We start from the raw sequence: 26,925 nt of genomic DNA, 5'->3' as shown, positions 1-26,925 counted from the left end.
TTAGCGCGCCGCGATGACAATGCCCCGGCATTCGCCGAAACCGATGGAGGCAAAACCTTCGCGACTGCAGCGCGCGCGCAAGATGATTTCGTCGCCGTCTTCAAGGAACTTGCGAACTTCGCCCGAGGCCAATTCAATCGGCTTTTTCCCGCCTTCGGTGATTTCCAGCAGGCTGCCGAACTGCCCGGCTTCAGGTCCAGACAAAGTGCCCGAGCCGAACAGGTCACCAGCCTGCAATTGGCAGCCGTTGACGCTGTGGTGCGCAACCATTTGCGCGACAGTCCAGTACATATGCCGGGTATTGCTCAAAGTCAGGCGATGAGCCGGCAGGTTCTGCTCGCGCATCGAGGCGGTGGTCAGCAACACTTGCAGTTCGATATCAAACGCACCGGCGGCTTGGTCACGCGTGTCCAGCAAGTAAGACAACGGTTGCGGATCACCCTCAGGCCGCGCCGGCTGGGCCTTGCGGAAAGGTTCCAGCGCTTCAGCCGTTACCACCCACGGTGAAATGCTGGTGATGAAGCTCTTCGACAAAAACGGCCCCAGCGGCTGGTATTCCCAGGCCTGGATATCCCGCGCCGACCAATCGTTGAGCAGGCAGAAACCGGCGATGTGATCGGCGGCGTCACCAATGGCAATCGAATCGCCCATGGCATTGCCCTGGCCGATCCAGATACCCAGCTCCAGCTCATAGTCCAGCCGCGCACAAGGACCGAACGTTGGCTCAGTCTGCCCGGCCGGCAGGGTCTGGCCTTTGGGCCGGCGAACCTCTGTGCCGGAAAGACGGATCGTCGAAGCACGGCCGTGATAGCCGATCGGCACATACTTGTAATTAGGCAGCAACGGGTTGTCTGGACGGAACAGCTTGCCGACGTTTTGCGCGTGCTCGATGCCGACGTAAAAGTCAGTGTAATCGTTGATTTTCGCCGGCATGTGCATCTGGCAGTCGGCAGCCAGCGGCAGCACCTTGGCGCCCAATGCCTGCAGTTTTTCCTTGAACTTGCTGTCTTCGCCCAGCAGTTCCAGCAGGCGTTCACGCAAGGCGATCCGAGGCTCGCGGCCCAGTTCGAAAAATTCGTTCAACTGACCGCTGGCTGCAGCGTCGACGGCTCGGCGCGCCTGGCCTTCGAAGAAGTCCCGGGCGGCCTGCAGGTCGAAGATGTGCTCACCGATAGCCACGCCACTGCGCGGCGTCGATCCATCGCGACTGAACACGCCCAACGGCAGGTTTTGCAGAGGGAAATCCGCATGATTATTGGCCGAGGCTACCCAGCTGCGGGTGATGGTGGACTGCGTCATGGTTATCTCCGATTCGGGTTGAAGGTCGCCGGAAACGAGGACCAGCAAGCGTCGTAGTTGTTCTGCAATTGCGCGCATTCCAGGGCATATCGTGTAGGACGCAGCACTTGGCTGGTCTCGAACATGAAGGCCATGGTGTTATCGATCTTGTGGGGCGCCAGATCGGCAGCGATGGCCTTGGTGCAGGTCTCGCCATCCGGGCCGTGGGCGCTCATGCAGCTATGCAATGACGCGCCGCCCGGCAGGAAGCCTTCGGCCTTGGCGTCGTAGGCGCCCTGGATCAGGCCCATGTACTCGTTCATCAGGTTGCGGTGGAACCAGGGTGGCCGGAAAGTGTTCTCGGCCACCATCCAGCGCGGCGGAAAGATCACGAAATCGAGGTTGGCCAGGCCATGGACGCTGGTGGGCGAGGTCAACACCGTAAAGATCGAGGGATCCGGGTGATCGAAACTTACCGTACCAATAGTGTTGAAGCGACGCAGATCATATTTGTAGGGCACGTTGTTGCCATGCCACGCCACGACGTTCAGCGGCGAATGATCCAGCGTGCAGCCCCAGAGTTCTCCAAGGAACTTCTGCACCAGGGGCGTCGGCTGTGACAGGTCTTCGTAATGCGCGACAGGGGCGAGGAAATCCCGCGGGTTGGCCAGGCCGTTGCTGCCAATCGGTCCCAGGTCCGGCAGGCGCAGCGGCGCGCCATGGTTTTCGGCGACGTAGCCGCGCGCCAGGCCATCAAGCAACTCGACGCGAAATTTCATGCCCCGTGGCACGACCACGATTTCCAGCGGTTCTACGTCGATTATCCCAAGCTCGGTGGCGATGCGCAGGCGACCTTGCTCGGGAACGATCAACAACTCGCCGTCGGCATTGAAGAACACACGCTCCATGGAACGGTTGGCACGGTAGTGATAGATGCTGATACCGGAGGGTTTCTCCGACCCTGAGTTGGCAACCATACCTACCAGGCCATCGACAAAATCCGTCGCTTCACCGGGAAAATCCAGCGGGTTCCAACGCAGGCGATTGGGCGTCACCGCACCCAACGGGCCACCGGCCAACTGCCGTTCAAGCTTGACGAATGCCGGATGATTGGCCGACGGCTGAATGCGATACAACCAGGTGCGCCGGGCTTCGCTGCGGGGCATGGTGAAAGCGGTACCGGAGAGCAATTCGGTGTACAGCCCATAAGGCGCTTTTTGCGGGGAGTTCTGGCCAACCGGCAGGGCGCCGGGCAAGGCTTCGCTGGCGAATTCGTTACCAAAGCCCGATTGGTAGACCAAGGAATCAGGGGACATGGTGCCTCCTCGAGTGGAGTGGACAGCACAACGCCGCCCTCTTGAAGAAGCCTGCGCACGCTGTCGTTATTTTTATCGTAATCTAATTACGCATAACGTAATTTGATTGGTAATGAGCGTCAAGCTATAAAGACCGCCATTCGTCCCTGAGATACATGCCCTCCATGGAAAAGCCGCTCGCAACTCGCGACACCGGTAAACAGAAAGTCCGCTCGGCCGAGGTTGGTACCGACATCCTCAAGGCGCTGGCCGAACTGTCGCCCGCCACGTCCCTTTCGCGCCTGGCCGAACATGTGCAGATGCCGGCCAGCAAGGTCCACCGTTACTTGCAGGCGCTGATCGCCTCAGGCTTTGCCGAACAGAACGCCGCCACCAACCATTACGGGCTGGGCCGCGAAGCCTTGCGTGTAGGTCTTGCCGCACTGAGCAGCATGGATGTGCTGAAAGTCGCTGCCTTGCCGCTGGCGGAACTGCGCGATGAGTTGAATGAAACCTGCTTCCTGGCGGTATGGGGCAACCGGGGTGCCACCGTGGTGCATATCGAACCAGCGGTGCGCGCGGTCACGGTGGTGACGCAATTGGGCTCTGTGCTACCGCTGCTCAGCTCTTCCACCGGGCTGGTGTTCAGCGCGTTCCTGCCGCCCAGGGAGACCGTGGAATTGCGCGAGCAGGAGATCCAGGCCGGCGTCGCCCATTCGCTGGCGGACAATCAGGCCTACGCGCAGACCTGTGAACAGATTCGCCAGCGCGGCCTGCACTTTGTCCACGGCTTGCTGATGCCTGGGGTCGATGCATTGTCGGCGCCGGTGTTCAATGCCATGGGACATGTCGCAGCGGTGTTGACGGTCGTCGGGCCGACATCGTTGTTCCATGCCGATGAACACGGGCCGGCGGCCGAGCAGTTGTTGGCCGCAAGCCGGGCAGTGAGTTGGCGCATGGGCTACCAGCCCTAAACCATCAGGCCCAGGGTCTTGGCCTTGGCCACGGCCTGGGTACGCCGTTCCACCCCAAGTTTGCTGTGAATCCGGCGCGCGTGGGTTTTTACCGTGTGCAGCGAGATGAACAACTGCTCAGCGATTTCCAGGTTGGAGTTACCCAACGCAATCAGTTGCAACACCTCCAGCTCGCGCTGACTGAGGGGGCTGCCTCCCGCCACAGCCACATTCTCGCAAGGCTCCAGTCCCAGTTCGCTCAACAACCCCGGCTGACGCAAGCGCAGTTCGCGGATCGCTTGCTGTACCTGACAACGGCCCGCCAGTTCCAGGCCGGCTTGCAGCGAGCGCACCGCCAGGGCTCGATCTCCCGTCTGCCAGGCAACCTCCCCCAACACCAGCTGCAACTCCCCTTCCAGGCACTGCATGCCCCGCTGGCGCGCAGTTTCCAGCAACGCGGCGAGCCGCAGGATGGGCTGATCGGCGCGGCGCAGTTTAACTTGCGCCAACACCAGCAAGTACTCCAGCCTGGGGATCAACTCCAGGGTGGCGGGCGGTGCCTGCTTGGCCGCCGGTCCCTGAAAGTGACGCAGCACCCGGCTGACAGCTTCCAGGGTCAGTTCGGCCCGCCCTTGCTGCAACCAGAAGTGCCCACTGAGCAACAGCAACACCGCCCGGTACACCGTATCGGGCACTTGCCGTTGCTGCATCAAACGTTCGGCATCGCGCAACTGGATAAAAGCCTGGCCGTAATCACCGCGGTTGGCCGCCAATATCGCGAGCCCGAGAAAGCCGTAAAGCGCGCGTTTGTCCTGGCTCTCCAGGCATATCTGCAAGCCTGATTCAAGACATTCGGCAGCCAGGCTGTCATGCCCCTGGCGCAAGGCCAGATGCCCACGCCGCAAAGCGATCCGGCCCATCAGCGGACCGGCCTTGAGACGTTGCTGAACCAGCATTGCCTGAACACTTTCCAGCAGGCTCTGGGCCCGATACGGCGCACCACGCTGCTCCAGCAATTGCGCGTGATCCAGTTCAAGCACCGCTTCCAGCAGCAGCGAACCGTGGGATCGCGCCAGACACAGCGCCTGACGATTCAGGGACTGGGCCACATCCAGCTCACCGCGCAACAACGCCTGCTGCGTAAGCCCGGACAGGCACATCAGCCGAGAGGTCCAGGCGCTGTCCGGCAAATCATCCAAGGCTGCAAGAAAGTGCTCGCGGGCGCATTTCGCCTCCCCCCCCAAATGCAACAGCCAACCCCACTGCGCCTGCCAACGCGCCACCAGATGGCGCTGCAACGACGCCGAGGGCTGCGGAGTAAAGCGCGCCAACTGATCGATACACTGCGCAGCCTGTTCGAAGCGCCCTGCAAACAACAACGCAGCAGTGACCAACCCTACCAATTGCGCCGACCCCAGCATCAGTTCGTCACCATGTTGCTCATGCAGGCGCAACAACAGCACCGCGTTTTGCTGGCGGAACAGATCTTCAAAGCTGAAGTGCTGCAACAAGCTGACCGCCACTTCGTACTCCTGCGCCAGCAAGGCTTGCTCAAAGGCCGCCTGCCAGTCCTGCGCGGCGGTGAACCATTGGCAGGCGCGCCGATGCCAGGAACGCTTGGCCGGCCAGGGTTCGTCCTGTAGCAAGCGGGCCAGGGGCGCGAACACCTGCAGCCACTCCGGCGAATCTTCCCAGGGCTCGATAAACGCGCCCAACGCCTGCAAGTCCCGCAGGTAACTGGTGCCGTCGCCAAAACCGAACAAGTGCTCGCACAAGCCTGGATTGAACCGTGGCAAATGCGCCAGCACGCGCCAGGCCTCGGCCAACTCCTCGGGCAGACTGCTGAACAGCTCGTGCTGCAAATAGTCGAGCAATGTCTGGGAGCGCCCATGCCAGGCGCCGCTATCAGCCGGGTGATCGCACTCCAGCAGGACGACACGTACGCCGGCGCACCAGCCGGCGCTGAACTGCAGCACCTTGTCGACGGTTTGCCCGGGGCTGGCTTGGTGGCCGATCAACTGCTGGACTTCATCCCGATCAAATGCCAATTCCGCGCCATTGCATTCCCACAACTCATCATCGAGCAGCAACCGCGGCCAATTGCAGGCTGGCCGGCGTCGCGCGCCCAGCCACCAGGTCAAGGAGGGACTGCTGGCCGCCAGCAGGCGATCGAGCAACGCATCCAGCGCGGGGGCCGGAACCCGGCAATAGTCGTCGAGAAACAGCCAGGCTCGCGCCTGCCAGCGGCTCAGGTCGAGCAGCAACGTGGCCTCATCGACAAATCGCAGGCCCAGGCCCTGGGCCAGCCGCTGACAGAGGTCGAGCGGGCCCAGGGCCATGCCATTGAGGGGCAACCAGGAAACCGGCACACCGGCCGGCGCCTGCAACGCGCATTCGGCCAGCAGCGCGCTCTTGCCGCTGCCGGCTGGCGCACAAAGCAATTTCACCCGCGACTCTGCTGCCAGCAGAGGTTCGGTCAGGCGCGGGCGCAACACATGATGGGAAGACAAACGTGGCATGAATCCAGGACGATCCAGACAACGGGTCATGGCAGTCATTACAGCGTCCCTTTTTTATTTTTATGCGGCGTGCGGCCTACCGTAGCCCTGTGATGGCTGGTTGTTGAAGAAGTATTCAGCGGGCTGATTGGCGGACATAAAAAAGCCGGGCCTGAAAAGGAGCCCGGCGGAAGTCATGCAGGGGCTCGAGTGCCAAACCCCTGCCATCAAGTATCAGCGAACGCCGGAAGCCCGCAGCGCCGCCGGTGTGTAATTCGCTGCCTTGGCGTCAAAGCCGAATACAAAGCTGCTTTTCTCCTCGTTCTTCATGCCCAGGGCGAGGTAGCGGCCGGCGATGATGTCGTACAGGGTTTCGACGGTGTAGGCCGGCGTCTGGTGGTTGTAGTAGAACTGCGCATGCCCTTCGGCCACTCGCCACAGTTGGCCGCGCCCGTCGTAATGGTCCACCAGTGCCACCTGCCAACTGTCCTCGTCGATGTACATGTGACGCTTGGCGTAGATGTGCCGCTCGCTTGGCTTGACCGTGCCTACCACTTCCCAGACACGGTGCAGCTCGTAGCGGGTCAGGTCCTGGTTGATGTGCCCGGCCTTGATGATGTCGTCGTACTTGAGGGATGGAGAGTCCAGCTTGTAGCTGTTGTAGGGAATGTACATTTCCTTCTTGCCCACCAGTTTCCAGTCATAACGATCTGGCGCGCCTGAGAACATATCGAAGTTATCCGAGGTGCGCAGGCCATCAGATGCGGTGCCCGGCCCGTCGTAGGCCACTTGTGGCGCACGACGCACCCGACGCTGGCCGGCGTTGTAGATCCAGGCCAGGCGTGGTTCCTTCACTTGGTCGAGGGTTTCATGCACCAGCAGCACGTTGCCTGCCAGGCGCGCCGGCGCCGTTACCGACTGTTTGAAGAAGGTCAGCACGTTGGCGCCCTTGGCCGGGTCCATGTCCGGAATCAGTTGCGGCACTGCCACTTCTTCTTCAAAGCGGATCGGCGTGTAGCTGCCGTTGGTCTGCGGAGTAGCCTGGGTGATGATGCGCCGCAAGTTACCGCCGTGGTAACGGGTGATGTGGTTCCACAGCACTTCGACCCCGTTCTTCGGAATCGGGAACGCGTAGTAACGGTTGCCGGTGAAATTCTCCAGGCCGTTTCCGTCGTTGATCGACTTGACGTTGAGCGCACTGCGCTTGATCGAGGCGTAGATATCTTCCGGCAGATTGACCGTGCGATGAGTCGGGTATACCGGGATCTTGTAGGTTTGCGGGTAACGCTTGAACATCGCGACCTGGCCGTCCGACAGCTTGTCCTTGTACTGGTCGACGGTGGCGGAAGTGATCACGAACAACGGTTTTTCATTGGCAAATGGGTCGGCCAAAAAGCCCTTGCTGTCGACTGCACCGGCGTTTTTCGGGATGCCGCCAGTCCAGGCCGGGATCGAACCGTCGGCGTTGCCGGCCTTTTCGGCGCCCACTGGCGTCAAGGTGGTGCCCAGCTTGGCGGCTTCCTCCGGTGACACGGCGGCCATCACGTTGGCGGCCAACAGGCTGAAGGCCAACACGCTGCACTGCAAAATCATCTTATGCATAATCTCTTGTCCTTCTTTAAGCCAAATCAGAAGTTCACGCCGAAGCTCAGGGCGAGGAAGTCGCGATCGGTCAGGGTGTTGTAGTCACCGCCAAAAAAGTCGGTGTAGCTCAGGCTTGCGGTGTAGGTGTTGCGGTAGTCCGCATCGACGCCCACGCTCAGAGCCTTGGCCCCTTCGTTGAACAAGCCATTGGGACCGTAGCCCTTGACGTCATGGGACCAGGACAGGTTGGGCTTGAAATTGATCCCGGCGACCACGTTGTTGTAATCGAGAATCGCCCTGGCGCGATAACCCCACGAGGTGGCAGTCACAAAGCCATCGGTGTCCCCGCCAAAACCGTATTGGCCGTAGACCGAGTCCCGGCCGTAGCGCAGTTTGGTTTTCGCTTCCAGTCCGCCGACCCGCACGATGGCCGCCTCACCCACCAGCGTCAGGCGTTCGGCGCCCAGGACCTGGTCGAAGAACTGCGTCATGGTGGTCTGGAACTGGGTAATTTCCTTGCGCCGATAGCCCGTGTTGTCAGCGCCAAACGAGCTACGGATCGGCGATGCGCCATTGCCGGTAATCGGGTTGAGCAGCGCCAGCGTCAGGTCCGTGGTGTTGAGTTGCACGGGGGCGTTGGGGCGATAGCTGATCTCTCCAGTCCAGGCGGTGCCGGTAGGCAAGGTCGTGGCGAAACTGGCCCCGTAGAGGCGGATGTCTTCCGGGTATTCAAGGTAATACTGGCCCCGTCCGAGCATGACGCTTTGCGCCAGGCCCGCACCGGAACCCGGTGCCAGACCGTTGGCCGCGTTGACGATGCTGCCAATCGTCGCCAGGTTGGTATTGGCCGTGAGGGTGCCCACTGTCGGCGTACGGCTGTGGTAGTTCATGAAGTACAAGCCGTATTCGGTATCGTCGCCCAGCCAGCGCAGCGCCATGCCAAATTGCCCGGAATCCCGCGCATCGCGGTCGCCGGCGCGGCGGACGATCACGCCTTCATTGGTTACGCCAAAGCCCTGGCCAAATGCCGCGGCCACCGGTTGCAGGGGGCGGATCGCCGGGCTGCCGACGGTGTAATTGTCGGTGCAGCCATCCGCCGCTACGTCACCACCAAAGAAGGTGCCGCAGTTATCCAGTACCGTCTGGTCCCACTCCAACTGGTAGAACCCTTCTACCGTCAGTTGGTTGGTCAGGCCCTGGGAGGCAAAGAGCATATTGACGGGTATCAGCCCTTCCTTGATCTCGGCTCCCGGACGGCGAAAGGCTGAAACATCTACAGGGTTGATGCTATTGATGGAGTTGCCGATAAAGGTACTTTCGCCCCAACTGACCACCTGTTTACCGGCACGCACGGTACCCGGCAGGTCGCCCAGGGAATAGTTGTGATAAACGAAGGCATCGAGGATCTGCGCACCGCTGGATTTGGAACCCTCCTTGCGGTTGTGATCGCTGATCTGCTTGAACTCACGGTTTTCATCCTTGAGCTCGAAGTCGTACCAGTACTTGCCACGCACAAAGACGCCGGTGTCGCCGTACTTGAGCTCCAGGTCGTGCAGGCCCTTGAAGATTTTGGAGAAGGTTTCGCCCTTCTTGAAGTTCAAGCGCCCGTCGTCCCCGGTGGAAGCCTGGCCACTGCCACCATTGACGGTGCCTACCAGCTTGCTGTCGGCATCACGCATGCCCCAACTGGCACCTACCGACAGCGAGGAGTCGAACTGCCCCTCAATCTCGCCGATGTTGAACGAAACAGCCTGCGCCTGCGCGCAGCAACCCAAAGCAACCGCAGCGGCCAGCGCCTGTGGCCTGAAGATGGCGCGCATTGTTGTTTTTGTCATGCGTCTTCCCCGGTGGTGTGACAGAAGGCCCCACCCTACTGCCCGGGATCGGGAGCGATAAGCGCACCAAGGAGGTATTCGTTTTGTCGCTCAAAAGGATTAGAGGACGCTCTGGCCGCGGTTCTACCGGCGCTATCGACAGGATGGATGAAGGGTTATCAGGAGCATGGATGAGAGAGCACAGCTGCTTACGACTATTGCCGTTCCGGTAACAGTCCTTGTCTTGAATCAGTATTTTTCATTTTGCTGCGTAGGACTATTCTTATCGGGCTTTCAGGGCAAACCAGCACTTCCACAACTCGGAAGGAAAGCCAGTTTTTAAATGGATTGAGCCAACCATTCAATCTGTTACCGGTGTTCACTGACGTTGATTTGTAGCTCCTTGATCCAACGTCTTGCTTCGGCCGCTGTGTATGCAGCGGCCTTTTTTATGCCTGAAATAAACCGAGGCGCCGTAGCGCCTCGTTTTGATTAAATAGTGTTCATGCAACGATCAGAGGCTGTACTTCTGCAGGTTATCCATCATTTCCTTCAACGCTTCGATATTGTCCCCGGGATGGGCTGCGCCTTCAAAGTCGCAGATTTGCTGCCAGTGGGCCGCCACATCATCCGGCGAAAACCCGGCCTCGGGATTGAATCCGACTCCCAGGCTACGTTCCCAGCGGGTTTTGCCGATCCAGCCACCCCCGACCTCGAACAACCCGCCGGTTTCCTGGCACGCTTCACTGCCCAGGTAGACCACCAGCGGGCTGACCAACTCCGGCTTGAGCCGCTCGAAAACCTGCGGCGGGATCAAGCCTTCCGTCATCCGCGTGCCACCCGTCGGAGCGATGGCATTCACCAGGATGTTGTTCTTGCGGCCTTCCAATGCCAGGGTCCGGGTCAGACCGTACAAGCCGAGCTTGGCCATGCCGTAGTTGGACTGGCCAAAATTCCCGTAGATACCTGAGGTGGACGCGGTGAAAATCACTCGGCCATAGCCTTGCTCGCGCAAATGAGGCCAGGCGGCGCGGGTCACTTTATAAGCGCCTTCGACGTGTACCCGGTAAACCAGATCCCAGTCGCCGTCGTCCATTTTATGGAAAGTCTTGTCCCGCAGGATCCCGGCATTATTGACCAACACGTCGATGCGGCCAAAAGCGTCGAGGGCATGCTGTACGATCTTTTCACCATCTGTGACCGAATCGTAATTGGCCTCGGCAATCCCACCGGCCTCACGAATCTCGGCTACCACACGGTCTGCCGCCGAAGCGTTCGCGCCCTCACCCTGGGTCGAGCCGCCAAGATCGTTGACCAGTACCCTGGCCCCGTGCCGGGCAAACAGCAACGCATGCGCACGACCCAATCCGCCACCAGCCCCGGTGACGATCACGACCTTATCTTGGAACTGCACAGACTCACTCATACGGAACTCCAGCGACAACAGTGGACGATGCGTCGAGTGTCAGTCACCAGGCACCGGGTCACAATAAATACGGGCGGACCTGAATAGTGCGCGATAAGGCTCAGGGATGATCGCCTGGCAATAAACCGCTGCGATCAGGCTTTCAGCGCTTCTACCAACTCAGCCAGCCAAGGCTCGGCATCCGACTCCGGGGTCACGCTTTCGCTGGCATCCAGACGCAACATCGGCAGCACTTCGTGCACGCCAAGTTCGGCAAACAACTCACGCATCTGTTCGCCGCCACCACAGAAAGTGTCGCCGTAGCTGGCGTCGCCCAGGCCGATAACGGCTCCCGGCAAACCGCGCCAGGCGGCTGGCAACTGGTCACGAATAGCCGAATACAGCGGCATCAGGTTGTCCGGCAACTCGCCCATGCCGGTGGTAGAGGTCACCGCCAGAAACGCGTCAGGCGTGAAGGTCTGGATATCGGCCAGGGTTGCCCGAGCGTTGTACCACGCCTCAAAGCCAGCTTTTTCGAGAATAGTCGCGGCATGGCGGGCAACTTCTTCAGCCGTGCCGTACACCGAGCCGGAAAGAATGGCGACTTTCATCAATCTGATCCTTGGTTGAGTGAAAGACTGGGATATTAACAGTTGGCGCCTCGCCTTTCAGTGATCAGCCTGAACATTGCACGCTGCTTTTGGCCAGGTTGTAGGCTTGTCTTACACTGCTGCTCCAAAAACAAGCGATGGGACTGCTCGATGATTAACGCCAAGCTGATGCAAATGGTGATCAACGCCTCCAACGACGGGATTGTTGTCGCAGAGCGGGAAGGCAAGGACAAGCCATTGATTTATGTGAACCCGGCGTTCGAACGCCTGACCGGCTATAGCCTGGACGAAATTCTTTATCAGGACTGCCGCTTCCTGCAGTCGGGGGACCGTGACCAGCCGGCCTTGGCGGCAATTCGTGACGCCTTGGACAACGGCGGCAGTTGCCGGGAAATCCTGCGTAACTACCGCAAGGACGGCACGCACTTCTGGAATGAACTGTCATTATCGACGGTTTACAACCCGGCGGATAAACAGACGTACTTTGTCGGTGTGCAAAAAGATGTGACCACGCAGGTCAAGGCCCAGCAGCGCGTAACGCAGTTGGAAGCCCAAGTCGCACAGCTCCAGGCCAAGCTGCAGGCACTCGAGGCGACGAGCGGATCTAACAAACTTTAGAAAATCGGGTCTCTTGAATAATAATTACTTTAATCACGTCTTTCCTTGAGCCACATCAATGCAACGCGACGCGCTTTTGACCCAGGATGAACTGGATTTCATCCAGACCATGCACCATAACCCGCAATTGAATGTACGGGACGTCTCGTCGAGCCTGACGGTCAACGGCGGCGCGCAGATCCGCGATCTGCTCACCCGTCTGGTGGCGCATGAGCAAGTAACCATCCAGGCGCAATTCGACAACCAGCAAATGACGTTCCCGCTGCAATTGGTAGAGGACGAGTTTCACGCCGTACACCTGCGCCTGGGCGTACCGAGCATTTTCGAAGACGGGCCGATGATCCGCCCGTGGCGCCTGGCGCTCGAGGAACCGGTGGCCCTGGAAAACATCAAGGGCCAGCCGGGTTCGTTATTTGTGCACGAAGTGTCGTTCAAGGGCGTGCTGCTGGAAATTCGTGGCCGGAGCAACCCGCCAAAGACTTTCTCCCTGTGGTTCAGTCCTTCGGGTTATGAGCGTATCGCCGTACGTGGCACCTTCGAACGCGAGACAAGCCGAGGCTTGTTTGCCTATCGCTTGAACCAAAGCGATGTAGACGAAACCGAGCGCCTGCGCCAGTTCATCCTGCAACAGCATCGCCTCGCCCACCCAGAAGTGCACGCCTGATATCAGGTATCCAGGGAACCCTGGATAAATTGCTGCAAGCGTCGCGACATCAGATGCCCGTCATTACCCAGGCTGCCAATAGCCGTGCCTGCCAGTTGCGGCTCGACCATGTCCGAGGCATCACCCGCCAGCAGCATCGGACAATCGAGAGTCAACTCAAGTCGCACCAAACGACTTGGCAGGTTCGCGCCCGGTGAATGATTGGAGAACACCACCAACGCTTGAGGCCGGATCTTTTCGCAGACCAGTGTCAACTCGTCGAGTGGTTGGCCCATGCTCAATACGCGAACAGACAGCTCATCACCGCCCATCAGTACCCCAGCCACCAACAACTCCAGCTCACGGCATCCCCCAGCGATGGCGGACAATAAGATCCGCGGCTTTTGCAAGGCATAGGCCATTTGCAGACGCTGCAACATCCGGGAGCGCATGAAACAGTCGAAATAGAGCCACTCACTGGCTTGGCCAAAACGCCCTTGATGGCGCCACAACTGAAGCCAAAGCGGCATCAAAATGTCCTGCAAGGCCACCGATGCCGGGTAGCTCGCGAGAATCTGGCCATACAAGCTGTCCAACTGACGATCGTCAAATGCGCTAATAGCCTGGTGCAACTGGCGCTGCCAATCAGTCCAGTCGTGCTGGGTCGCGCCTTCACTCACATTACGCACAGAAGCAGCCTGGGCATCGTCGCGAGCGAGAATCCTGCCAACCTTGCTGACCGCAACACCACGCTCGATCCAACCAAGGATCTGGTGGACAGTCTCGACATCCTTTCGCGAGTACAGGCGATGCCCGCTTTCGGTGCGTACTGGCTGGATCAAACCATAGCGCCGTTCCCACGCTCGTAGCGTGACCGGGTTGACGCCAGTCAACCTCGCCACTTCACGGATAGGGAACAGCACGTCCGAATCAGGCGCGCCGATAAGAGAGGAGAGAACAATCGGAGCAGTAATAACGGCCATTAAAATGCACAACATCCTTGTGAAATAGCATTATTTTGAAGCTATTTAACGCTTTTAAGCATGTTTTTCCAATACTTTGGCCATCCGACCAATGTCGCTGGCGTATTTCGCCGATTCAGGAATAATCCTTGCCTGTTTTTTTGCGTCGCCGCCCTATCCCGCGGCTTCGCCAGGTGCGCCACCTACCCGGTACAGCGTTGCCGCCTATTCGGAGATACACAATGTCTGCCTTACCCGTCACCTTGCTGGTTGCACGCCGTGTGGCCAAAGGTCGTTATCAGGACTTGATGAGCTGGTTGCATGAAGGTGAGCAATTGGCCACCGACTTCCCTGGCTACCTGGGTTCCGGCGTGCTCGCACCACCTCCCGATGACGACGAATTCCAGATTATTTTCCGCTTCGCCGACGAACAGACCCTGCATGCCTGGGAGTTCTCCGCCTCGCGCAGCGCCTGGCTCGATCGCGGCAGCGAGCTGTTCGCCAACCCATCGGAGCAAAGGGTCAGCGGTATGGATGGCTGGTTTGGTGCCGCAGGCCAGCGTCCGCCACGCTGGAAACAAGCGGTTGCGATCTGGCTGGCGTTTTTCCCGGTGTCGCTGCTATTCAACTTCGGACTTGAACCGCTACTGGCCGAGCTTGGCATGTTCAGCCGTGTGCTGGTCAGCACGTTGGCCCTTACGCCCTTGATGGTCTACTTATTCATTCCTCTGTCGACTTATCTGCTGGCACGCTGGTTGAATCCGTCACCATTACGGGTCAAACCCTGCGAAACAGCCGCTTGAGCCCATTTGAGGGTCGGTCGCTGGTATAGTTTTAGCCTGCCAGTGACCCGAGCCTGCCATGACTTCTACTCCTGCCCCGATCCTGATCACCGGCGCCGGCCAACGTGTCGGCCTGCATTGCGCCCTGCGCCTGTTGGACGAACAGCAACCGGTGATCTTCAGCTACCGCAATGAGCGCCCCGGAGTACAACGCTTGCGCGACCGGGGCGCAATTGCCGTGTTTGCCGACTTTTCCTGCGAGGCCGGGATCCTGGCCTTTATTGCCCAATTGAAGACCCATACCCAGAGCCTGCGGGCAATCATTCACAATGCCTCGACCTGGGCCACGGAAACCCCAGGCGACGAAAGTCGCGCCTTTACAGACATGTTCAACGTACACATGCTTGCGCCCTACCTGATCAACCTGCATTGTGCGGACTTGCTCCAACGCTCCACGCCCGCCGACATCGTGCATATCAGCGATGACGTCACCCGCAAGGGCAGCCGCCAGCACATGGCCTACTGCGCAACCAAGGCCGGGCTCGAAAACCTGACACTGTCCTTTGCCGCGCACTACGCACCACAGATCAAGGTCAACGGCATCGCGCCGGCGATGGTGATGTTCAATGAGAACGACGACGACGCCTACCGCGCCAAGGTCCTGGCCAAGTCGGCACTGGGTATCGAACCCGGAGCCGAGGTGATTTACCAGAGCGTGCGCTACCTGCTGGATAACCCTTATGTCACCGGCACCACCCTGACCGTCAACGGCGGGCGACATATCAAATAAGCCGTTTGCGAGGATGCTGTATGACTTTGTCCCTGCCCCACCACTACCATGAGATTCTCAAGGGCCTGGGTGAAGACCCGGAGCGCGAAGGTTTGCTCGACACGCCGAAACGCGCGGCCAAGGCCATGCAATACCTGTGTCACGGCTACAGTCAAAGCGTCGATGACATCGTCAATGGGGCTCTGTTCGCCTCCGACAGCGACGAGATGGTAATCGTGGCCAACATCGAACTGTATTCTCTGTGCGAACATCACATGCTGCCCTTTATTGGCAAGGCCCATGTCGCCTATATTCCTACGGGCAAGGTGCTGGGGCTGTCGAAGATTGCGCGACTGGTCGACATGTTCGCCCGGCGCCTGCAGATCCAGGAGAACCTCACGCGGCAAATCGCCGACGCCATCCAGGGCGTCACCCAGGCGGCCGGCGTGGCGGTGGTGATCGAAGCCCGTCACATGTGCATGATGATGCGCGGCGTGGAAAAACAGAATTCAACCATGAACACCTCGGTGATGCTCGGCGCTTTCCGCGAGTCGAACACCACCCGCATGGAGTTCCTGCAACTGATCGGACGGAGCAAGTAGCAATGCCACAACTGCAACCAGGCATGGCGCGCATCCGGGTCAAGGACCTGCGCCTGCGTACCTTTATCGGGATCAACGAGGATGAAATCCTCAACAAACAGGATGTGCTGATCAACCTGAGCATCCTGTATGCCGCACAAGAAGCGGTGCGCGACAACGACATCGATCACGCGTTGAACTACCGCACGATCACCAAGGCCATCATCGCCCATGTGGAAGGCAACCGCTTTGCCTTGCTGGAGCGCCTGACCCAGGAGCTGTTGGATCTGGTGATGAGCAATGCGTCAGTACTTTACGCCGAGGTCGAAGTCGACAAGCCCCATGCGCTACGATTTGCCGAGTCAGTGTCGATAACGCTCGCGGCAAGCCGCTCAGCTGCCAGCGGCAAGCTATAAGCGGCAAGCTTACCGCCGCCCCATTCCACTTGCAGCTTGAAGCCTACCCACTTGAAGCTGTCTCGAAGAGACCCTCTATGACCGACCAACAACGCCTTGAACTTGAAGCAGCCGCCTTTCGCCGATTGGTTGCGCACCTGGACAGCCGCAAAGATGTACAGAACATCGACCTGATGAACCTCGCCGGTTTCTGCCGCAATTGCCTGTCCAAATGGTACAAAGCCGAAGCCGATGAGCGTCAGGTCGAGGTCAGCCTCGATGACGCCCGCGAGGTGGTATACGGCATGCCGTACACCGAGTGGAAAGCCCAATACCAGAAAGAAGCCAGCGCCGACCAACAGGCGGCGTTCGCCAAAGGAAAAACCCATGACTGATTTGACCACCCTGCGTGCCAGCCTCAACAGCGGCGAACACGTTTTTGCCGATACCCTGGCGTTTATCGCCGCCGGTTACGACTATCAGCCGCAAGCGTTCACCAACGGTGCAGTGGAAAACGCCGCAGGGCAGAACGAGGGCTCGTGCAAGACCTTGAGCCTGGCGCTGCTGGAAGGCTTGAGCGATCAGGAGGTGCTATTGGCGTTTGGCGAACATTACCGCTCGGTGCTGGCCACGCCTGAGGGCAGTGATCATGGCAATATTAGGGCGTTGATTGAGCATGGGTTGTCGCAGGTTAAGTTTGCCGCACAGCCACTGACCCGCAAATCCTGAGTCAAACAGGCATCGCACGTATAAAAAAACCGGCCTCGCAGCCGGTTTTTTATTTCAACAGTTTCAGAACGAAGCGTTCTGCAGCCCGTCGAGGTAACGCTCGGCATCCAGTGCGGCCATGCAACCGGCACCGGCCGAGGTGATGGCCTGGCGGTACACGTGATCGGCCACGTCACCGGCGGCGAAGATACCTTCGAGGTTGGTGGCGGTGGCATTGCCTTCACGACCGCCCTGCACTACCAGGTAACCGTCTTTGGCTTCCAGCACGCCTTCGAACAGCGAAGTATTTGGGGTGTGGCCGATGGCGATGAACACGCCGTCGACTTTGAGCTCGTCAAAGCTGCCGTCGTTGTTTTTCAGGCGAGCACCCGTCACGCCCATATTGTCACCCAGTACTTCATCCAGGGTAGCGTTGAGCTTGAGGATAATCTTGCCTTCGGCAACCCGCGCATGCAGCTTGTCGATCAGGATCTTCTCGGCACGGAAAGTCTCGCGACGGTGAACCAGGGTCACGGTACTGGCGATGTTAGCCAGGTACAACGCCTCTTCCACCGCAGTGTTGCCGCCGCCAACCACAGCCACTGGCTTGTTGCGGTAGAAAAAGCCGTCGCAGGTGGCACAGGCGGAAACACCTTTGCCCATGAACGCTTCTTCCGACGGCAGGCCCAGGTATCGAGCGCTGGCGCCAGTGGCGATGATCAGGGCATCACAGGTATAGACACCGCTGTCCCCGATCAGACTGTATGGCTTTTTCGAGAAATCGACAGCGTTGATGTGGTCAAACACAATTTCGGTTTCAAAGCGCTCGGCGTGTTCTTTCATGCGCTCCATCAGCACCGGCCCGGTCAGGCCGTGGACATCGCCCGGCCAGTTGTCGACTTCGGTGGTGGTAGTCAACTGACCGCCCGCCTGCATGCCGGTGATCAGCAGTGGCTTGAGGTTGGCTCGGGCGGCGTAGACCGCAGCGCTGTAACCGGCAGGACCGGAACCGAGAATAATCACTCGCGAATGACGGGTATCAGACATGAATCACTCCTATCGACCGCCCGGACAACAAGGCAGCTGGAATAAAAAAGGACTGCGAAGCACTTGGGGAAGGCTTGAACTCGCGACGTCCTGAAAATAATGGATGCAGCGTATCGAGGTGGGCAAGATTAAGGAAATACGGAATAACAATCCAGCTCATAGGTGGTCTCTATCCTGTGACCACGAATAATCGATACCTTTGTTACAGTTAATGTCGACATGCTGACCGCGCTTTCGCCCTGCTGGCAAAGCCGGTAACGTCGGCGCGTTCGCCCCCTTGTCTGGAGTTATCAATGCCCGCCCCTGTTCTCTCAGGCCCACAATACCTGCGCGAAGGACTCAAACTGGTGCTCAGCCCTGGCCTGCGCCTGTTTGTCCTGCTGCCGTTGGCGATCAACCTGACGCTGTTTGTCGGTTTGATTTATTTCGCCGGCCATCAGTTCAGTCTGTGGGTCGACACCCTGATGCCCACGCTGCCCAACTGGCTGAGCTTCCTCAACTACATCCTGTGGCCATTGTTCGTGGTGCTGGTAGTGCTGATGGTGTTCTTCACCTTTACCATGCTTGCCAACATCATCGCTGCCCCCTTCAACGGCTTTCTCGCAGAAAAAGTCGAAGTGGTGGTACGCGGCACCGATGACTTCCCCGCCTTCAGTTGGGGCGAGCTGTTTGCCATGGTTCCGCGCACCCTGGCCCGGGAAATGCGCAAGCTGGGCTATTTCCTGCCACGGGCGATCGGCCTGTTTATCCTGTCGTTCATTCCGGTGGTCAACCTGGTCGCTGCACCGCTGTGGTTGCTGTTCGGTGTGTGGATGATGGCGATCCAATACATCGACTACCCGGCGGATAACCACAAACTGGGCTGGAACGAGATGCTTGCCTGGCTTCGGCACAAACGCTGGCAGAGCATGAGCTTCGGCGGCATCGTTTACCTGGTGTTGCTGGTCCCGGTGCTCAACCTGCTGATGATGCCGGCAGCGGTGGCAGGTGCAACGTTGTTCTGGGTGCGCGAACAGGGCGCCGAGGCGATGCTGGTGAAGAAGACCTGAGCCGTCACAAATCCATCATCCCGATGACACAATGACGACATGGCCCGCGTCGACACTGGGGCCATGACGACCGCTCTGCTGCACATCACGCTGATCACCGAAACCTTCCCGCCAGAAATCAACGGGGTGGCCAATACCCTTGGCCGCCTGTGTGACGGCCTGCGCGCCCGGGGTCATCAGGTAGAACTGATCCGACCACGCCAGGGTAGCGATCAAAGCCGGCCCAATGATGATGGCCTGATGCTTTGTCGCGGCTGGCCGCTGCCAGGCTATCCGGGCCTGCAATGGGGCCAGTCGTCGATGCACAAACTGCTGCGACGCTGGAAGCGCCAGCGTCCGGATGTGTTGTACATCGCGACCGAAGGTCCCCTGGGCCTGTCGGCACTACGGGCGGCGCGACGCTTGGGGATCAGCGTAGTCAGTGGTTTCCATACCAACTTTCAGCAGTACTCCAGCCAGTACGGCCTGGGCATGTTGAGCCGGCTGCTGACTCACTACCTGCGATGGTTTCATAACCGCTCGACCTTGACCCTGGTACCTAGCGTCAGCCAGCGCCTGGAGCTTGAGCGGCGTAATTTCGAGCGCCTGGGCATGCTCGCACGAGGTGTCGACAGCCAGCTGTTTCATCCGGCCAGGCACGATAAAGCCTTGCGCGAAAGCTGGGGCCTGGGCAATGACGATATCGCCGTGCTGTATGTCGGACGCCTGGCTCCGGAGAAAAACCTTGGCCTGCTCAAACGCTGTTTCAACTCGCTGCACGCGACTTATCCACAGCGCCGGCTAAAACTGATCATCGTCGGCAACGGCCCGCAACGAGGGATGCTGGAGAAAGAACTGCCCGAAGCGATCTTTTGCGGGGTCCAGCGCGGTGAGGAACTGGCCCGACACTACGCGTCCGGGGACCTGTTTCTATTTCCCAGCCTCACAGAGACCTTTGGCAACGTTGTACTCGAAGCCATGGCCTCGGGCCTGGGTGTGGTGGCATACGATCAGGCCGCCGCGACACAGCATATCCGCCACGGTTACAACGGCGTGTTGGCGATGCCGGGGGATGAAGATGCGTTTTGCGATGCAGCCAATTGGCTACTGGAAGAGCGCGAGAATTTACGTCGGGTACGTCTCAATGCCCGGCAACATGCCAGCCGTCAAGGGTGGCCAGCGATTATCGAGCAGTTCGAGAGCCAGTTACAAAGTGTTTGCGCTGAACATTTCCCCTCTGCACGACTACCTCTATCACGCTGATTGCGCTGTAAGTGGCGTCAGTAACTTTACCGACGTTGCCCTCTATCCCCCGAAACTACGTCGCGGGGTTGGTATATCCATAAGCAACTGACAACTGACCGTTACCCATGACTGCATATAACGGGAACGCGACGCGACTCATTACCCACCCAAGAGAAGCCGCTTAGCAAAGCGGCGTCTGCTTGAGTACGGGAAATATCCTAAAACAAGCAGGGAAATCAACACAAAACCCATGTAGAGATCAACGATGTTTATACAGAATCACGGATCAAACGCTTACAGGGCTGCCGACTTCAGGCCTGATGCTCCCGCTACGACACCCCCGCGGGAACAACAAGGCCGGCAAACCTATGAGAATGCTCCGCACGGCGCTCGTTTCGACCATCAAAATACACGGTCCAATGCAAATCCCGCTCAACCGACAGGCCCCCAAAATGGCTGGAACCCTGCGCGCCCTACGCAACATAACGGTGGCGGCTGGAACCCTGCCCGTCCAACGCAAAACAACGGTGGCGGCTGGAACCCGACTCGCCCCACGCACCAAGACGTCGGCGGCTGGAACCCTGCCCGTCCAACGCAAAACAACGGTGGCGGCTGGAACCCGACTCGCCCCACGCACCAAGACGTCGGCGGCTGGAACCCCGCCCGTCCAACGCAAAACAACGGTGGCGACTGGAACCCGGCACGCCCTACCCCGCAAGACGGTAATGGCTGGAACCTGACTCGTCCCACGCAACATGTCGGTGGCTGGGACAGCCAACAACCACAATCAGGGGCTCGCACCTCTTACGCCTACGGGTAATCCTCACCGATTATTTCCTGCTTCGGGCTGGAAAGTCTTGAAGGCAATAGGTACGCCTTTAACGCTTGCGCGAAACGACTGAATACCTGAAACATCGGTATCCGGCCGGGTATCTCGATACCCGGCCTCCCCCAGAAAACACAACTGCGCTTACACCAAAGTCATCAGCGCCTCACGGCTGAACGGCAAGATATCGCCCTCACGCCCCTCGCGCACTTTCACGGCCCAATCCGGATCCACCAGCAGCGCACGACCTACAGCCACCAGGTCGAACTCATCATTGTTCAGACGCTCCAGCAGTTTTTCCAGGCTCGCCGGCTGCGCCACTTTATCGGTGTTGACCATAAACTGCAGGAACTCACCGTCCAGGCCAACACTGCCCACGGTAATAGTCGGTTTACCCGTGAGCTTGCGCGTCCAACCAGCCAGGTTCAGCTCGCAGCCTTCAAACTCCGGCTCCCAGAACCTGCGGGTTGAACAGTGGAAAATATCCACCCCCGCATCAGCCAGCGGTTTGAGAAACTCGCCCAATGCCTGGGGCGTTAGCACCAGGCGGGCGGTGTAATCCTGCTGCTTCCACTGTGAGAAACGCAGGATGATCGGGAAACCGGGGCCTACCGCCGCACGCACGGCCTGGATAAGTTCGATGGCAAACCGCGAACGCTTGGCCAGGCTGCCGCCATATTCGTCTGTGCGCTGATTGCTGCCCTCCCAAAAAAACTGGTCGACCAGGTACCCGTGGGCGCCGTGGATCTCTACGCCATCCATGCCGATGCCTTGGGCATCTTTGGCAGCCTGGGCAAAAGCACCGATCACGTCCTGGATATCCTGGACAGTCATGCCATGCACCACGACCTTGCCGTCCTTGAGCTTTTCCATCGGACCGTAGCCCGGCACACTGGCGTCCGGCTCGGTGCCCACACGGCGCACGCTGCCGACATGCCACAACTGCGGGACGATCTTGCCGCCCTCGGCATGAACCGCATCAACGACCTTCTTCCAGCCCGCCAGGGCGGCTTCACCGTAGAAGTGCGGGACGTTCGGGTAGCCATTGGAGGCCTGGTGATCGACAACAGTGCCCTCGGTAATGATCAGGCCTACACCGGACGCAGCACGACGGCGGTAATACTCGATCACTTTGGAATTGGGCACACCGCCTGGGGAAAACGAGCGGGTCATCGGCGCCATGACCACGCGGGTCGGCAACTGCAGTGCGCCGAGCTGGAAAGGTTGGAACAACGCTTGGACAGACATGGAGGCACTCCGCGTGAATGATTTTATGACGCGGATAATATGGCGCGCAATGCGCAAGCGATAGCACTATTGATCACAGTGATTAACGGGTAAAAGCGTGAGGAGAGCCTCAGTGGCTCTCCATAGGCGGGTATCAACCCAGGGCTTTTTCTATGGCCTGAATGATAGAAGGATCGTCAGGCGCTGTACGCGGGGAGAATCGCGCCAATACCCGCCCATCTTTGCCCAGCAGGAACTTTTCGAAGTTCCAGGTGATGTCTCCGGGAAACTCGGCGCCCTCACCCGCCAGCAGGCGGTAGAGCTGATGACGCTCAGGGCCGTTCACATCGAGCTTGCTACCCAGGGGAAAGGTCACGCCGTAGTTGAGGCTGCAAAATTCCTGGATTTGTTGCTCGGTGCCCGGTTCTTGCCCTGCAAACTGATTGCACGGCAGCCCAAGCACCGTGAAGCCTCGGTCTTTGTATTGCTGGTAGAGGTTTTCCAGCGCCGCGTACTGCGGAGTCAAACCACACTTGGAGGCGACGTTGACCACCAGCACGACTTGCCCCTTGTAAGGCGCCAAAGGCAGATCCTGACCATCCAGGGCTTTTAGTTTAAGGTCGTGAAAAGCACTCATGACGAACTCCAGATTGCCCATGTTCTTCGTAACAAGCATTTGAGATTACAACCGCCACGCCGGCAAGAACAGCCGCCGCACAAAAAAGGCGCCCGAAGGCGCCTCTATTCAACTGACAGGGTAAACCCGTCAATCAATGGTGGTGACCACCTTCGCCGTGTACGTGGCCGTGAGCCACTTCTTCCTGGGAAGCATCGCGGATGGCGACGATCTTGACCTGGAAGTTCAGGCGTTGACCGGCCAGCGGGTGGTTGCCGTCAACGGTGACGTCGTCGCCGTCCAGATCACGAATGGTCACGATCTGCATCTGGCCGTCCGGCGCGGACGCGTGGAACTGCATGCCCACTTCCAGTTCGTCGACGCCTTCGAACATGCTGCGGCTCAGGGTGCTGACCAATTCAGCGGAGTACTCGCCGTAGGCATCTTCAGGTTCTACGGCAACGGTCAGTTCATCACCAACCTCTTTGCCTTCCAGGGCCTTTTCCAGGCCAGGGATGATGTTACCTGCGCCTTGCAGGTAGACCAGCGGCGCGCCGCCGGCGGAGCTGTCGATGACCTCACCAGCGTCGTTGGTCAGGGTATAGTCAATGGAGACAGCCTTGTTGGCGGCGATCGGCATGGGGCGAGACCTTTTGCATAAGAATGAAGAACGGACAAGTCTAAACAAGGATTTGCCCGAAAGCGAACAGAACCCGGACAGACGGGGTCGATCTACTGACCCGACGGTCATCGGTTTTCATCAGGACGACGCCCGGCACTGGGTTGTCGAACTGTCCTGTGGCCATACGCAGCACTTGCGCCACCAACCGCCGTGGCAATCCCGGGCGTGGGTCATGGATCCTGCGCAACGCCGTAAAAAAATAGGTCAACCCTTTGCCTGTGGCTGGTGTGCGCAGAGCCCGGATGACGATAACCTTGGCACCTGATTCCCGGCAGGCGCTCATTCATGGAGCGCCACCAAAGCCATGCAACTCCAGAGAATACGCATGCAGACTTTTTTTATCGCGCCCACCGATTTCGGTGTGGGCCTGACCTCCATCAGCCTCGGGCTGGTGCGTACCCTCGAACGGGCCGGACTGAAAGTCGGCTTCTTCAAACCGATTGCCCAGCCCCATCCGGGCGATACAGGGCCCGAGCGCTCCACCGAACTGGTGGCACGCACCCACGGCCTGAAACCACCGCAGCCCCTGGGCCTGGCCCATGTCGAGCGGATGCTCGGCGATGGCCAGCTGGATGAACTGCTCGAAGAAATCATCACGCTTTATCAACAGGCCGCCGTGGGCAAGGACGTGCTGATCGTCGAAGGCATGGTGCCGACCCGCAGCGCCAGCTATGCGGCACGGGTCAACCTGCATCTGGCAAAAAGCCTGGATGCTGAAGTGATCCTGGTTTCGGCACCGGAGAACGAGGTATTGACCGAACTGTCTGGTCGGGTCGAGTTGCAAGCACAGTTGTTCGGCGGCCCGAAGGACCCGAAGGTGCTCGGTGTGATTCTCAACAAGGTGCAAACCGACGAAAGCATGGAAGCCTTCGCCGCGCGCCTCAAAGAGCATTCGCCGTTGCTGCGCAGTGGCGATTTCCGCTTGCTGGGGTGCATTCCATTCCAGCCGGAGCTCAACGCGCCACGCACCCGCGATGTAGCCGACCTGATGAGCGCCCAGATCCTCAACGCCGGCGACTACGAAACCCGGCGCATGACCAAGATCATCATCTGCGCGCGCACCATGCGCAACACTGTGGAACTGCTCAAGCCGGGTGTCTTGGTGGTGACCCCGGGGGACCGCGACGACATCATCCTCGCCGTCAGTCTCGCCGCCATCAATGGCGTGCCGCTGGCCGGCCTGCTGCTGACCAGCGACACGCTGCCCGACCCTCGGATCATGGACCTGTGCCGTGGCGCATTCCAGGCCGGGCTGCCGGTGCTCTCGGTGAGCACCGGCTCTTACGACACCGCCAACCAGCTCAACAGCCTGAACAAGGAAATCCCGATTGATGACCGTGAGCGTGCGGAGATCATCACGGATTTCGTCGCCAGCCACCTGGACGCTCGCTGGCTACACCAGCGTTGTGGCACGCCACGGGAGATGCGCCTGTCGCCGGCGGTGTTCCGCTATCAATTGATCCAGCGCGCCCAGGCCGCCAACAAGCGTATCGTCCTGCCTGAAGGCAGCGAGCCGTTGACCGTGCAAGCCGCTGCCATCTGTCAGGCCCGCGGCATTGCCCGCTGCGTACTGCTGGCCAAGCCGGCCGACGTCGAAGCGGTGGCCCGTGCCCAAGGTATCGAATTGCCCGAAGGTCTGGAGATTCTCGACCCGGATCTGATCCGCGAGCGCTATGTCGAGCCGATGGTCGCACTGCGCAAGAGTAAAAGCCTCAACGCGCCGATGGCCGAGCAACAACTGGAAGACACCGTGGTGATCGCCACCATGATGCTTGCGCTGGATGAGGTGGACGGCCTGGTGTCCGGGGTTATCCACTCCACTGCCAATACCATCCGCCCGGCCCTGCAACTGATCAAGACCGCGCCGGGCTGCACGTTGGTGTCATCGGTATTTTTCATGCTGTTCCCCGAACAGGTGCTGGTCTACGGCGACTGCGTGATGAACCCACACCCAAGCGCGGCGGAACTTGCAGAAATTGCCCTGCAAAGTGCCGACTCGGCCGCCGCGTTCGGCATCACCCCGCGGGTGGCAATGATCAGCTATTCCAGCGGAGATTCGGCCAGCGGCGAAGAAGTGGAAAAAGTCCGCGAGGCCACCCTGCTCGCCCACGAACAACAAAGCTCGCTGCTGATTGACGGCCCGTTGCAATACGACGCCGCCGCCAACGAAAACGTCGCCCGGCAACTGGCGCCCAACAGCCTGGTGGCGGGCAAGGCCACGGTTTTTGTATTCCCCGACCTCAACACCGGCAACACCACCCACAAAGCGGTACAACGCAGTGCCGATTGCGTCAGCCTGGGGCCGATGCTCCAGGGCCTTCGCAAACCGGTCAATGACCTGCCACGTGGCGCGCAGGTGGACGATATTGTCTACACCATCGCCCTGACTGCGATTCAAGCCGCCAACCGACCTATGGACGCCTAAATGCTGGATTTTCTGCCTGCCGCCCTGCGCGGGGTAATCGCCTCGCTGTTATTGGCGTTGAACACGATCTTGCTGTGTTCGTTCCTGTTTATCGTTGCACTGTTCAAGGCGCTGCCGTTCGCCAAGCGCTTCAGCGAATGGCTGATGAACCACACCCACGAGGCCTGGATCAGCAATAACAAGGCCTGGATGAACCTCGTGCAACGCACGCGCTGGCACCTGAAAGGCCTGGAGAGCCTGGACTATCAGCACTCGTACCTGGTGACCAGCAACCACCAGAGCTGGGTCGATATCATGGTGCTGCAATACGTGCTCAACCGTCGTATCCGCCCGTTGAAATTCTTCCTCAAGCAGGAGTTGATCTGGGTTCCGGTAATAGGTCTGGCTTGGTGGGCCTTGGGCTTCCCGTTCATGAAGCGCTACACCAAGGCCTACCTGGAAAAGCACCCGGAGAAGAAAGGCAAGGACCTGGAAACCACTCGCAAGACCTGTGCGAAGTTTCGCGACAACCCGGTGGGGATTTTCAATTTTGCCGAGGGCACGCGTTTTACCCCTGGCAAACATGCCCTGCAGAAGTCGCCGTTTCGCTACCTGCTCAAGCCCAAGGCCGGCGGGATTGCGTTTGTGCTGGATGCCATGGGCGAGCAGTTGAAGTCACTGGTGAACGTGACCATTCACTACCCTGCCGGGCGTCCTGGGTATTGGGATTTGCTGTGCGGGAATGTGAAGGATGTAGTCGTCCAGTTTGAAGAAGTGCAAATCCCGGCTGAGTTCATTGGCAAGAACTACGAGCAGGATGGGGAGTATCGGTTGGCATTCCAGGGTTGGATCAATCGGTTGTGGGAAGAGAAAGACGCGCTTCTCGGCCAACTTCACACTGATTACCCATCCCGTCACTGATCAAAATGTGCGGGCCAGCTCCCACATTTTTTG

General features: G+C 59.3%; 26 protein-coding genes. 14 read left to right on the top strand and 12 right to left on the bottom strand.

What is annotated here, in order from left to right; translation table 11 throughout:
- Together fahA and hmgA are read right to left on the bottom strand one after the other, a co-directional pair.
- Window positions 1-1,299, bottom strand: coding sequence for a fumarylacetoacetase (fahA, locus tag OQ460_RS04750; protein WP_410020731.1), 1,299 nt, complete (start codon window positions 1,297-1,299; stop codon window positions 1-3).
- Between the two features lie 2 nt (window positions 1,300-1,301).
- Complete coding sequence (hmgA, locus tag OQ460_RS04745; protein ID WP_410020730.1) at window positions 1,302-2,594, bottom strand: homogentisate 1,2-dioxygenase; 1,293 nt, start codon at window positions 2,592-2,594, stop codon at window positions 1,302-1,304.
- A gap of 164 nt (window positions 2,595-2,758) precedes the next feature.
- On the opposite strand from hmgA, the gene OQ460_RS04740 reads away from it, so the two are divergent.
- The gene (locus OQ460_RS04740) at window positions 2,759-3,547 is read left to right on the top strand and encodes an IclR family transcriptional regulator (protein ID WP_410020729.1); all 789 of its coding nucleotides are present in this window, start codon (window positions 2,759-2,761) and stop codon (window positions 3,545-3,547) included.
- Here OQ460_RS04740 and OQ460_RS04735 read toward each other — a convergent pair.
- From OQ460_RS04735 to OQ460_RS04715, 5 genes are all read right to left on the bottom strand, one after another.
- Window positions 3,544-6,084 carry a LuxR C-terminal-related transcriptional regulator gene (locus OQ460_RS04735; protein ID WP_410020728.1) on the bottom strand — a complete coding sequence of 847 codons (2,541 nt, stop codon included), beginning with the start codon at window positions 6,082-6,084 and terminating at the stop codon, window positions 3,544-3,546. The genes OQ460_RS04740 and OQ460_RS04735 overlap by 4 nt on opposite strands.
- A gap of 174 nt (window positions 6,085-6,258) precedes the next feature.
- The gene (locus tag OQ460_RS04730) at window positions 6,259-7,626 is read right to left on the bottom strand and encodes a DUF1329 domain-containing protein (protein ID WP_410020727.1); all 1,368 of its coding nucleotides are present in this window, start codon (window positions 7,624-7,626) and stop codon (window positions 6,259-6,261) included.
- A 26-nt stretch (window positions 7,627-7,652) separates the two neighbouring features.
- Entirely contained in the window at window positions 7,653-9,443 is a 1,791-nt protein-coding gene (locus OQ460_RS04725; RefSeq protein WP_410020726.1) for a DUF1302 domain-containing protein, read from the bottom strand.
- Window positions 9,444-9,936: 493 nt separating this feature from the next.
- Window positions 9,937-10,848, bottom strand: a complete 912-nt coding sequence (locus tag OQ460_RS04720; protein WP_410020725.1) for an SDR family oxidoreductase — start codon at window positions 10,846-10,848, stop codon at window positions 9,937-9,939.
- A 134-nt stretch (window positions 10,849-10,982) separates the two neighbouring features.
- Window positions 10,983-11,438 (bottom strand): flavodoxin, encoded by a 456-nt coding sequence (locus OQ460_RS04715; RefSeq protein ID WP_410020724.1) that lies wholly within the window; start codon window positions 11,436-11,438, stop codon window positions 10,983-10,985.
- Window positions 11,439-11,588: 150 nt separating this feature from the next.
- Between OQ460_RS04715 and OQ460_RS04710 the strand changes: the two genes are divergently transcribed.
- Together OQ460_RS04710 and OQ460_RS04705 are read left to right on the top strand one after the other, a co-directional pair.
- On the top strand, window positions 11,589-12,056 hold the full coding sequence (locus OQ460_RS04710) for a PAS domain S-box protein (protein WP_410020723.1): 468 nt from the start codon (window positions 11,589-11,591) through the stop codon (window positions 12,054-12,056).
- Window positions 12,057-12,114: 58 nt separating this feature from the next.
- A complete protein-coding gene (locus tag OQ460_RS04705) occupies window positions 12,115-12,720 on the top strand; it encodes a hypothetical protein (protein WP_410020722.1) in 606 nt (201 codons plus the stop codon).
- A gap of 2 nt (window positions 12,721-12,722) precedes the next feature.
- On the opposite strand, the gene OQ460_RS04700 is transcribed toward OQ460_RS04705, so the two are convergent.
- Window positions 12,723-13,682, bottom strand: a complete 960-nt coding sequence (locus tag OQ460_RS04700; RefSeq protein ID WP_410020721.1) for a MerR family transcriptional regulator — start codon at window positions 13,680-13,682, stop codon at window positions 12,723-12,725.
- A 221-nt stretch (window positions 13,683-13,903) separates the two neighbouring features.
- Here OQ460_RS04700 and OQ460_RS04695 point away from each other — a divergent pair, with 221 nt between their 5' ends.
- The 6 genes from OQ460_RS04695 to OQ460_RS04670 all read left to right on the top strand — a co-directional run bounded on the left by OQ460_RS04695 (window position 13,904) and on the right by OQ460_RS04670 (window position 16,917).
- On the top strand, window positions 13,904-14,464 hold the full coding sequence (locus OQ460_RS04695) for an antibiotic biosynthesis monooxygenase (RefSeq protein WP_410020720.1): 561 nt from the start codon (window positions 13,904-13,906) through the stop codon (window positions 14,462-14,464).
- Window positions 14,465-14,522: 58 nt separating this feature from the next.
- The gene (folM, locus tag OQ460_RS04690; protein WP_410020719.1) at window positions 14,523-15,233 is read left to right on the top strand and encodes a dihydromonapterin reductase; all 711 of its coding nucleotides are present in this window, start codon (window positions 14,523-14,525) and stop codon (window positions 15,231-15,233) included.
- 20 nt (window positions 15,234-15,253) lie between these two features.
- Window positions 15,254-15,814 carry a GTP cyclohydrolase I FolE gene (gene folE / locus OQ460_RS04685; RefSeq protein WP_410020718.1) on the top strand — a complete coding sequence of 187 codons (561 nt, stop codon included), beginning with the start codon at window positions 15,254-15,256 and terminating at the stop codon, window positions 15,812-15,814.
- Between the two features lie 2 nt (window positions 15,815-15,816).
- Window positions 15,817-16,209, top strand: a complete 393-nt coding sequence (folX, locus tag OQ460_RS04680) for a dihydroneopterin triphosphate 2'-epimerase (RefSeq protein ID WP_410020717.1) — start codon at window positions 15,817-15,819, stop codon at window positions 16,207-16,209.
- A gap of 77 nt (window positions 16,210-16,286) precedes the next feature.
- Complete coding sequence (locus OQ460_RS04675; protein ID WP_410020716.1) at window positions 16,287-16,583, top strand: DUF1244 domain-containing protein; 297 nt, start codon at window positions 16,287-16,289, stop codon at window positions 16,581-16,583.
- Complete coding sequence (locus tag OQ460_RS04670; protein WP_410020715.1) at window positions 16,576-16,917, top strand: HopJ type III effector protein; 342 nt, start codon at window positions 16,576-16,578, stop codon at window positions 16,915-16,917. The genes OQ460_RS04675 and OQ460_RS04670 overlap by 8 nt, the downstream gene beginning before the upstream one ends.
- A 63-nt stretch (window positions 16,918-16,980) precedes the next feature.
- Here OQ460_RS04670 and trxB read toward each other — a convergent pair whose 3' ends face one another.
- On the bottom strand, window positions 16,981-17,943 hold the full coding sequence (trxB, locus tag OQ460_RS04665) for a thioredoxin-disulfide reductase (RefSeq protein ID WP_410020714.1): 963 nt from the start codon (window positions 17,941-17,943) through the stop codon (window positions 16,981-16,983).
- A 293-nt stretch (window positions 17,944-18,236) separates the two neighbouring features.
- On the opposite strand from trxB, the gene cysZ reads away from it, so the two are divergent.
- Window positions 18,237-18,992 (top strand): sulfate transporter CysZ, encoded by a 756-nt coding sequence (cysZ, locus tag OQ460_RS04660; protein ID WP_410020713.1) that lies wholly within the window; start codon window positions 18,237-18,239, stop codon window positions 18,990-18,992.
- Window positions 18,993-19,055: 63 nt separating this feature from the next.
- On the top strand, window positions 19,056-20,234 hold the full coding sequence (locus OQ460_RS04655; RefSeq protein ID WP_410020712.1) for a glycosyltransferase family 4 protein: 1,179 nt from the start codon (window positions 19,056-19,058) through the stop codon (window positions 20,232-20,234).
- A 952-nt stretch (window positions 20,235-21,186) separates the two neighbouring features.
- Here the strand turns inward: OQ460_RS04655 and OQ460_RS04650 are convergent.
- From OQ460_RS04650 to OQ460_RS04640, 3 genes are all read right to left on the bottom strand, one after another.
- Complete coding sequence (locus OQ460_RS04650; protein WP_410020711.1) at window positions 21,187-22,290, bottom strand: NADH:flavin oxidoreductase; 1,104 nt, start codon at window positions 22,288-22,290, stop codon at window positions 21,187-21,189.
- 133 nt (window positions 22,291-22,423) lie between these two features.
- Window positions 22,424-22,906 carry a glutathione peroxidase gene (locus OQ460_RS04645; RefSeq protein WP_410020710.1) on the bottom strand — a complete coding sequence of 161 codons (483 nt, stop codon included), beginning with the start codon at window positions 22,904-22,906 and terminating at the stop codon, window positions 22,424-22,426.
- 133 nt (window positions 22,907-23,039) lie between these two features.
- Complete coding sequence (locus OQ460_RS04640) at window positions 23,040-23,525, bottom strand: FKBP-type peptidyl-prolyl cis-trans isomerase (RefSeq protein ID WP_017476012.1); 486 nt, start codon at window positions 23,523-23,525, stop codon at window positions 23,040-23,042.
- Here OQ460_RS04640 and OQ460_RS04635 point away from each other — a divergent pair.
- The 3 genes from OQ460_RS04635 to OQ460_RS04625 are packed head-to-tail and all read left to right on the top strand — an operon-like array spanning window position 23,494 to window position 26,892.
- The gene (locus OQ460_RS04635; protein WP_410020709.1) at window positions 23,494-23,832 is read left to right on the top strand and encodes a DUF3565 domain-containing protein; all 339 of its coding nucleotides are present in this window, start codon (window positions 23,494-23,496) and stop codon (window positions 23,830-23,832) included. The two genes, OQ460_RS04640 and OQ460_RS04635, sit on opposite strands and share 32 nt — an antisense overlap.
- 60 nt (window positions 23,833-23,892) lie before the next feature.
- Complete coding sequence (pta, locus tag OQ460_RS04630) at window positions 23,893-25,992, top strand: phosphate acetyltransferase (RefSeq protein ID WP_410020708.1); 2,100 nt, start codon at window positions 23,893-23,895, stop codon at window positions 25,990-25,992.
- Entirely contained in the window at window positions 25,993-26,892 is a 900-nt protein-coding gene (locus OQ460_RS04625; RefSeq protein ID WP_410020707.1) for an acyltransferase, read from the top strand. It abuts the gene before it with no gap.
- The last annotated feature ends 33 nt before the right edge of the window (window positions 26,893-26,925 follow it).

The sequence above is a fragment of the Pseudomonas imrae genome (assembly GCF_046352735.2).
Taxonomy (GTDB): domain Bacteria; phylum Pseudomonadota; class Gammaproteobacteria; order Pseudomonadales; family Pseudomonadaceae; genus Aquipseudomonas; species Aquipseudomonas imrae.
Note: the sequence above shows the minus strand (reverse complement) of the source record. Positions and strands in the feature narration are given on the sequence as shown.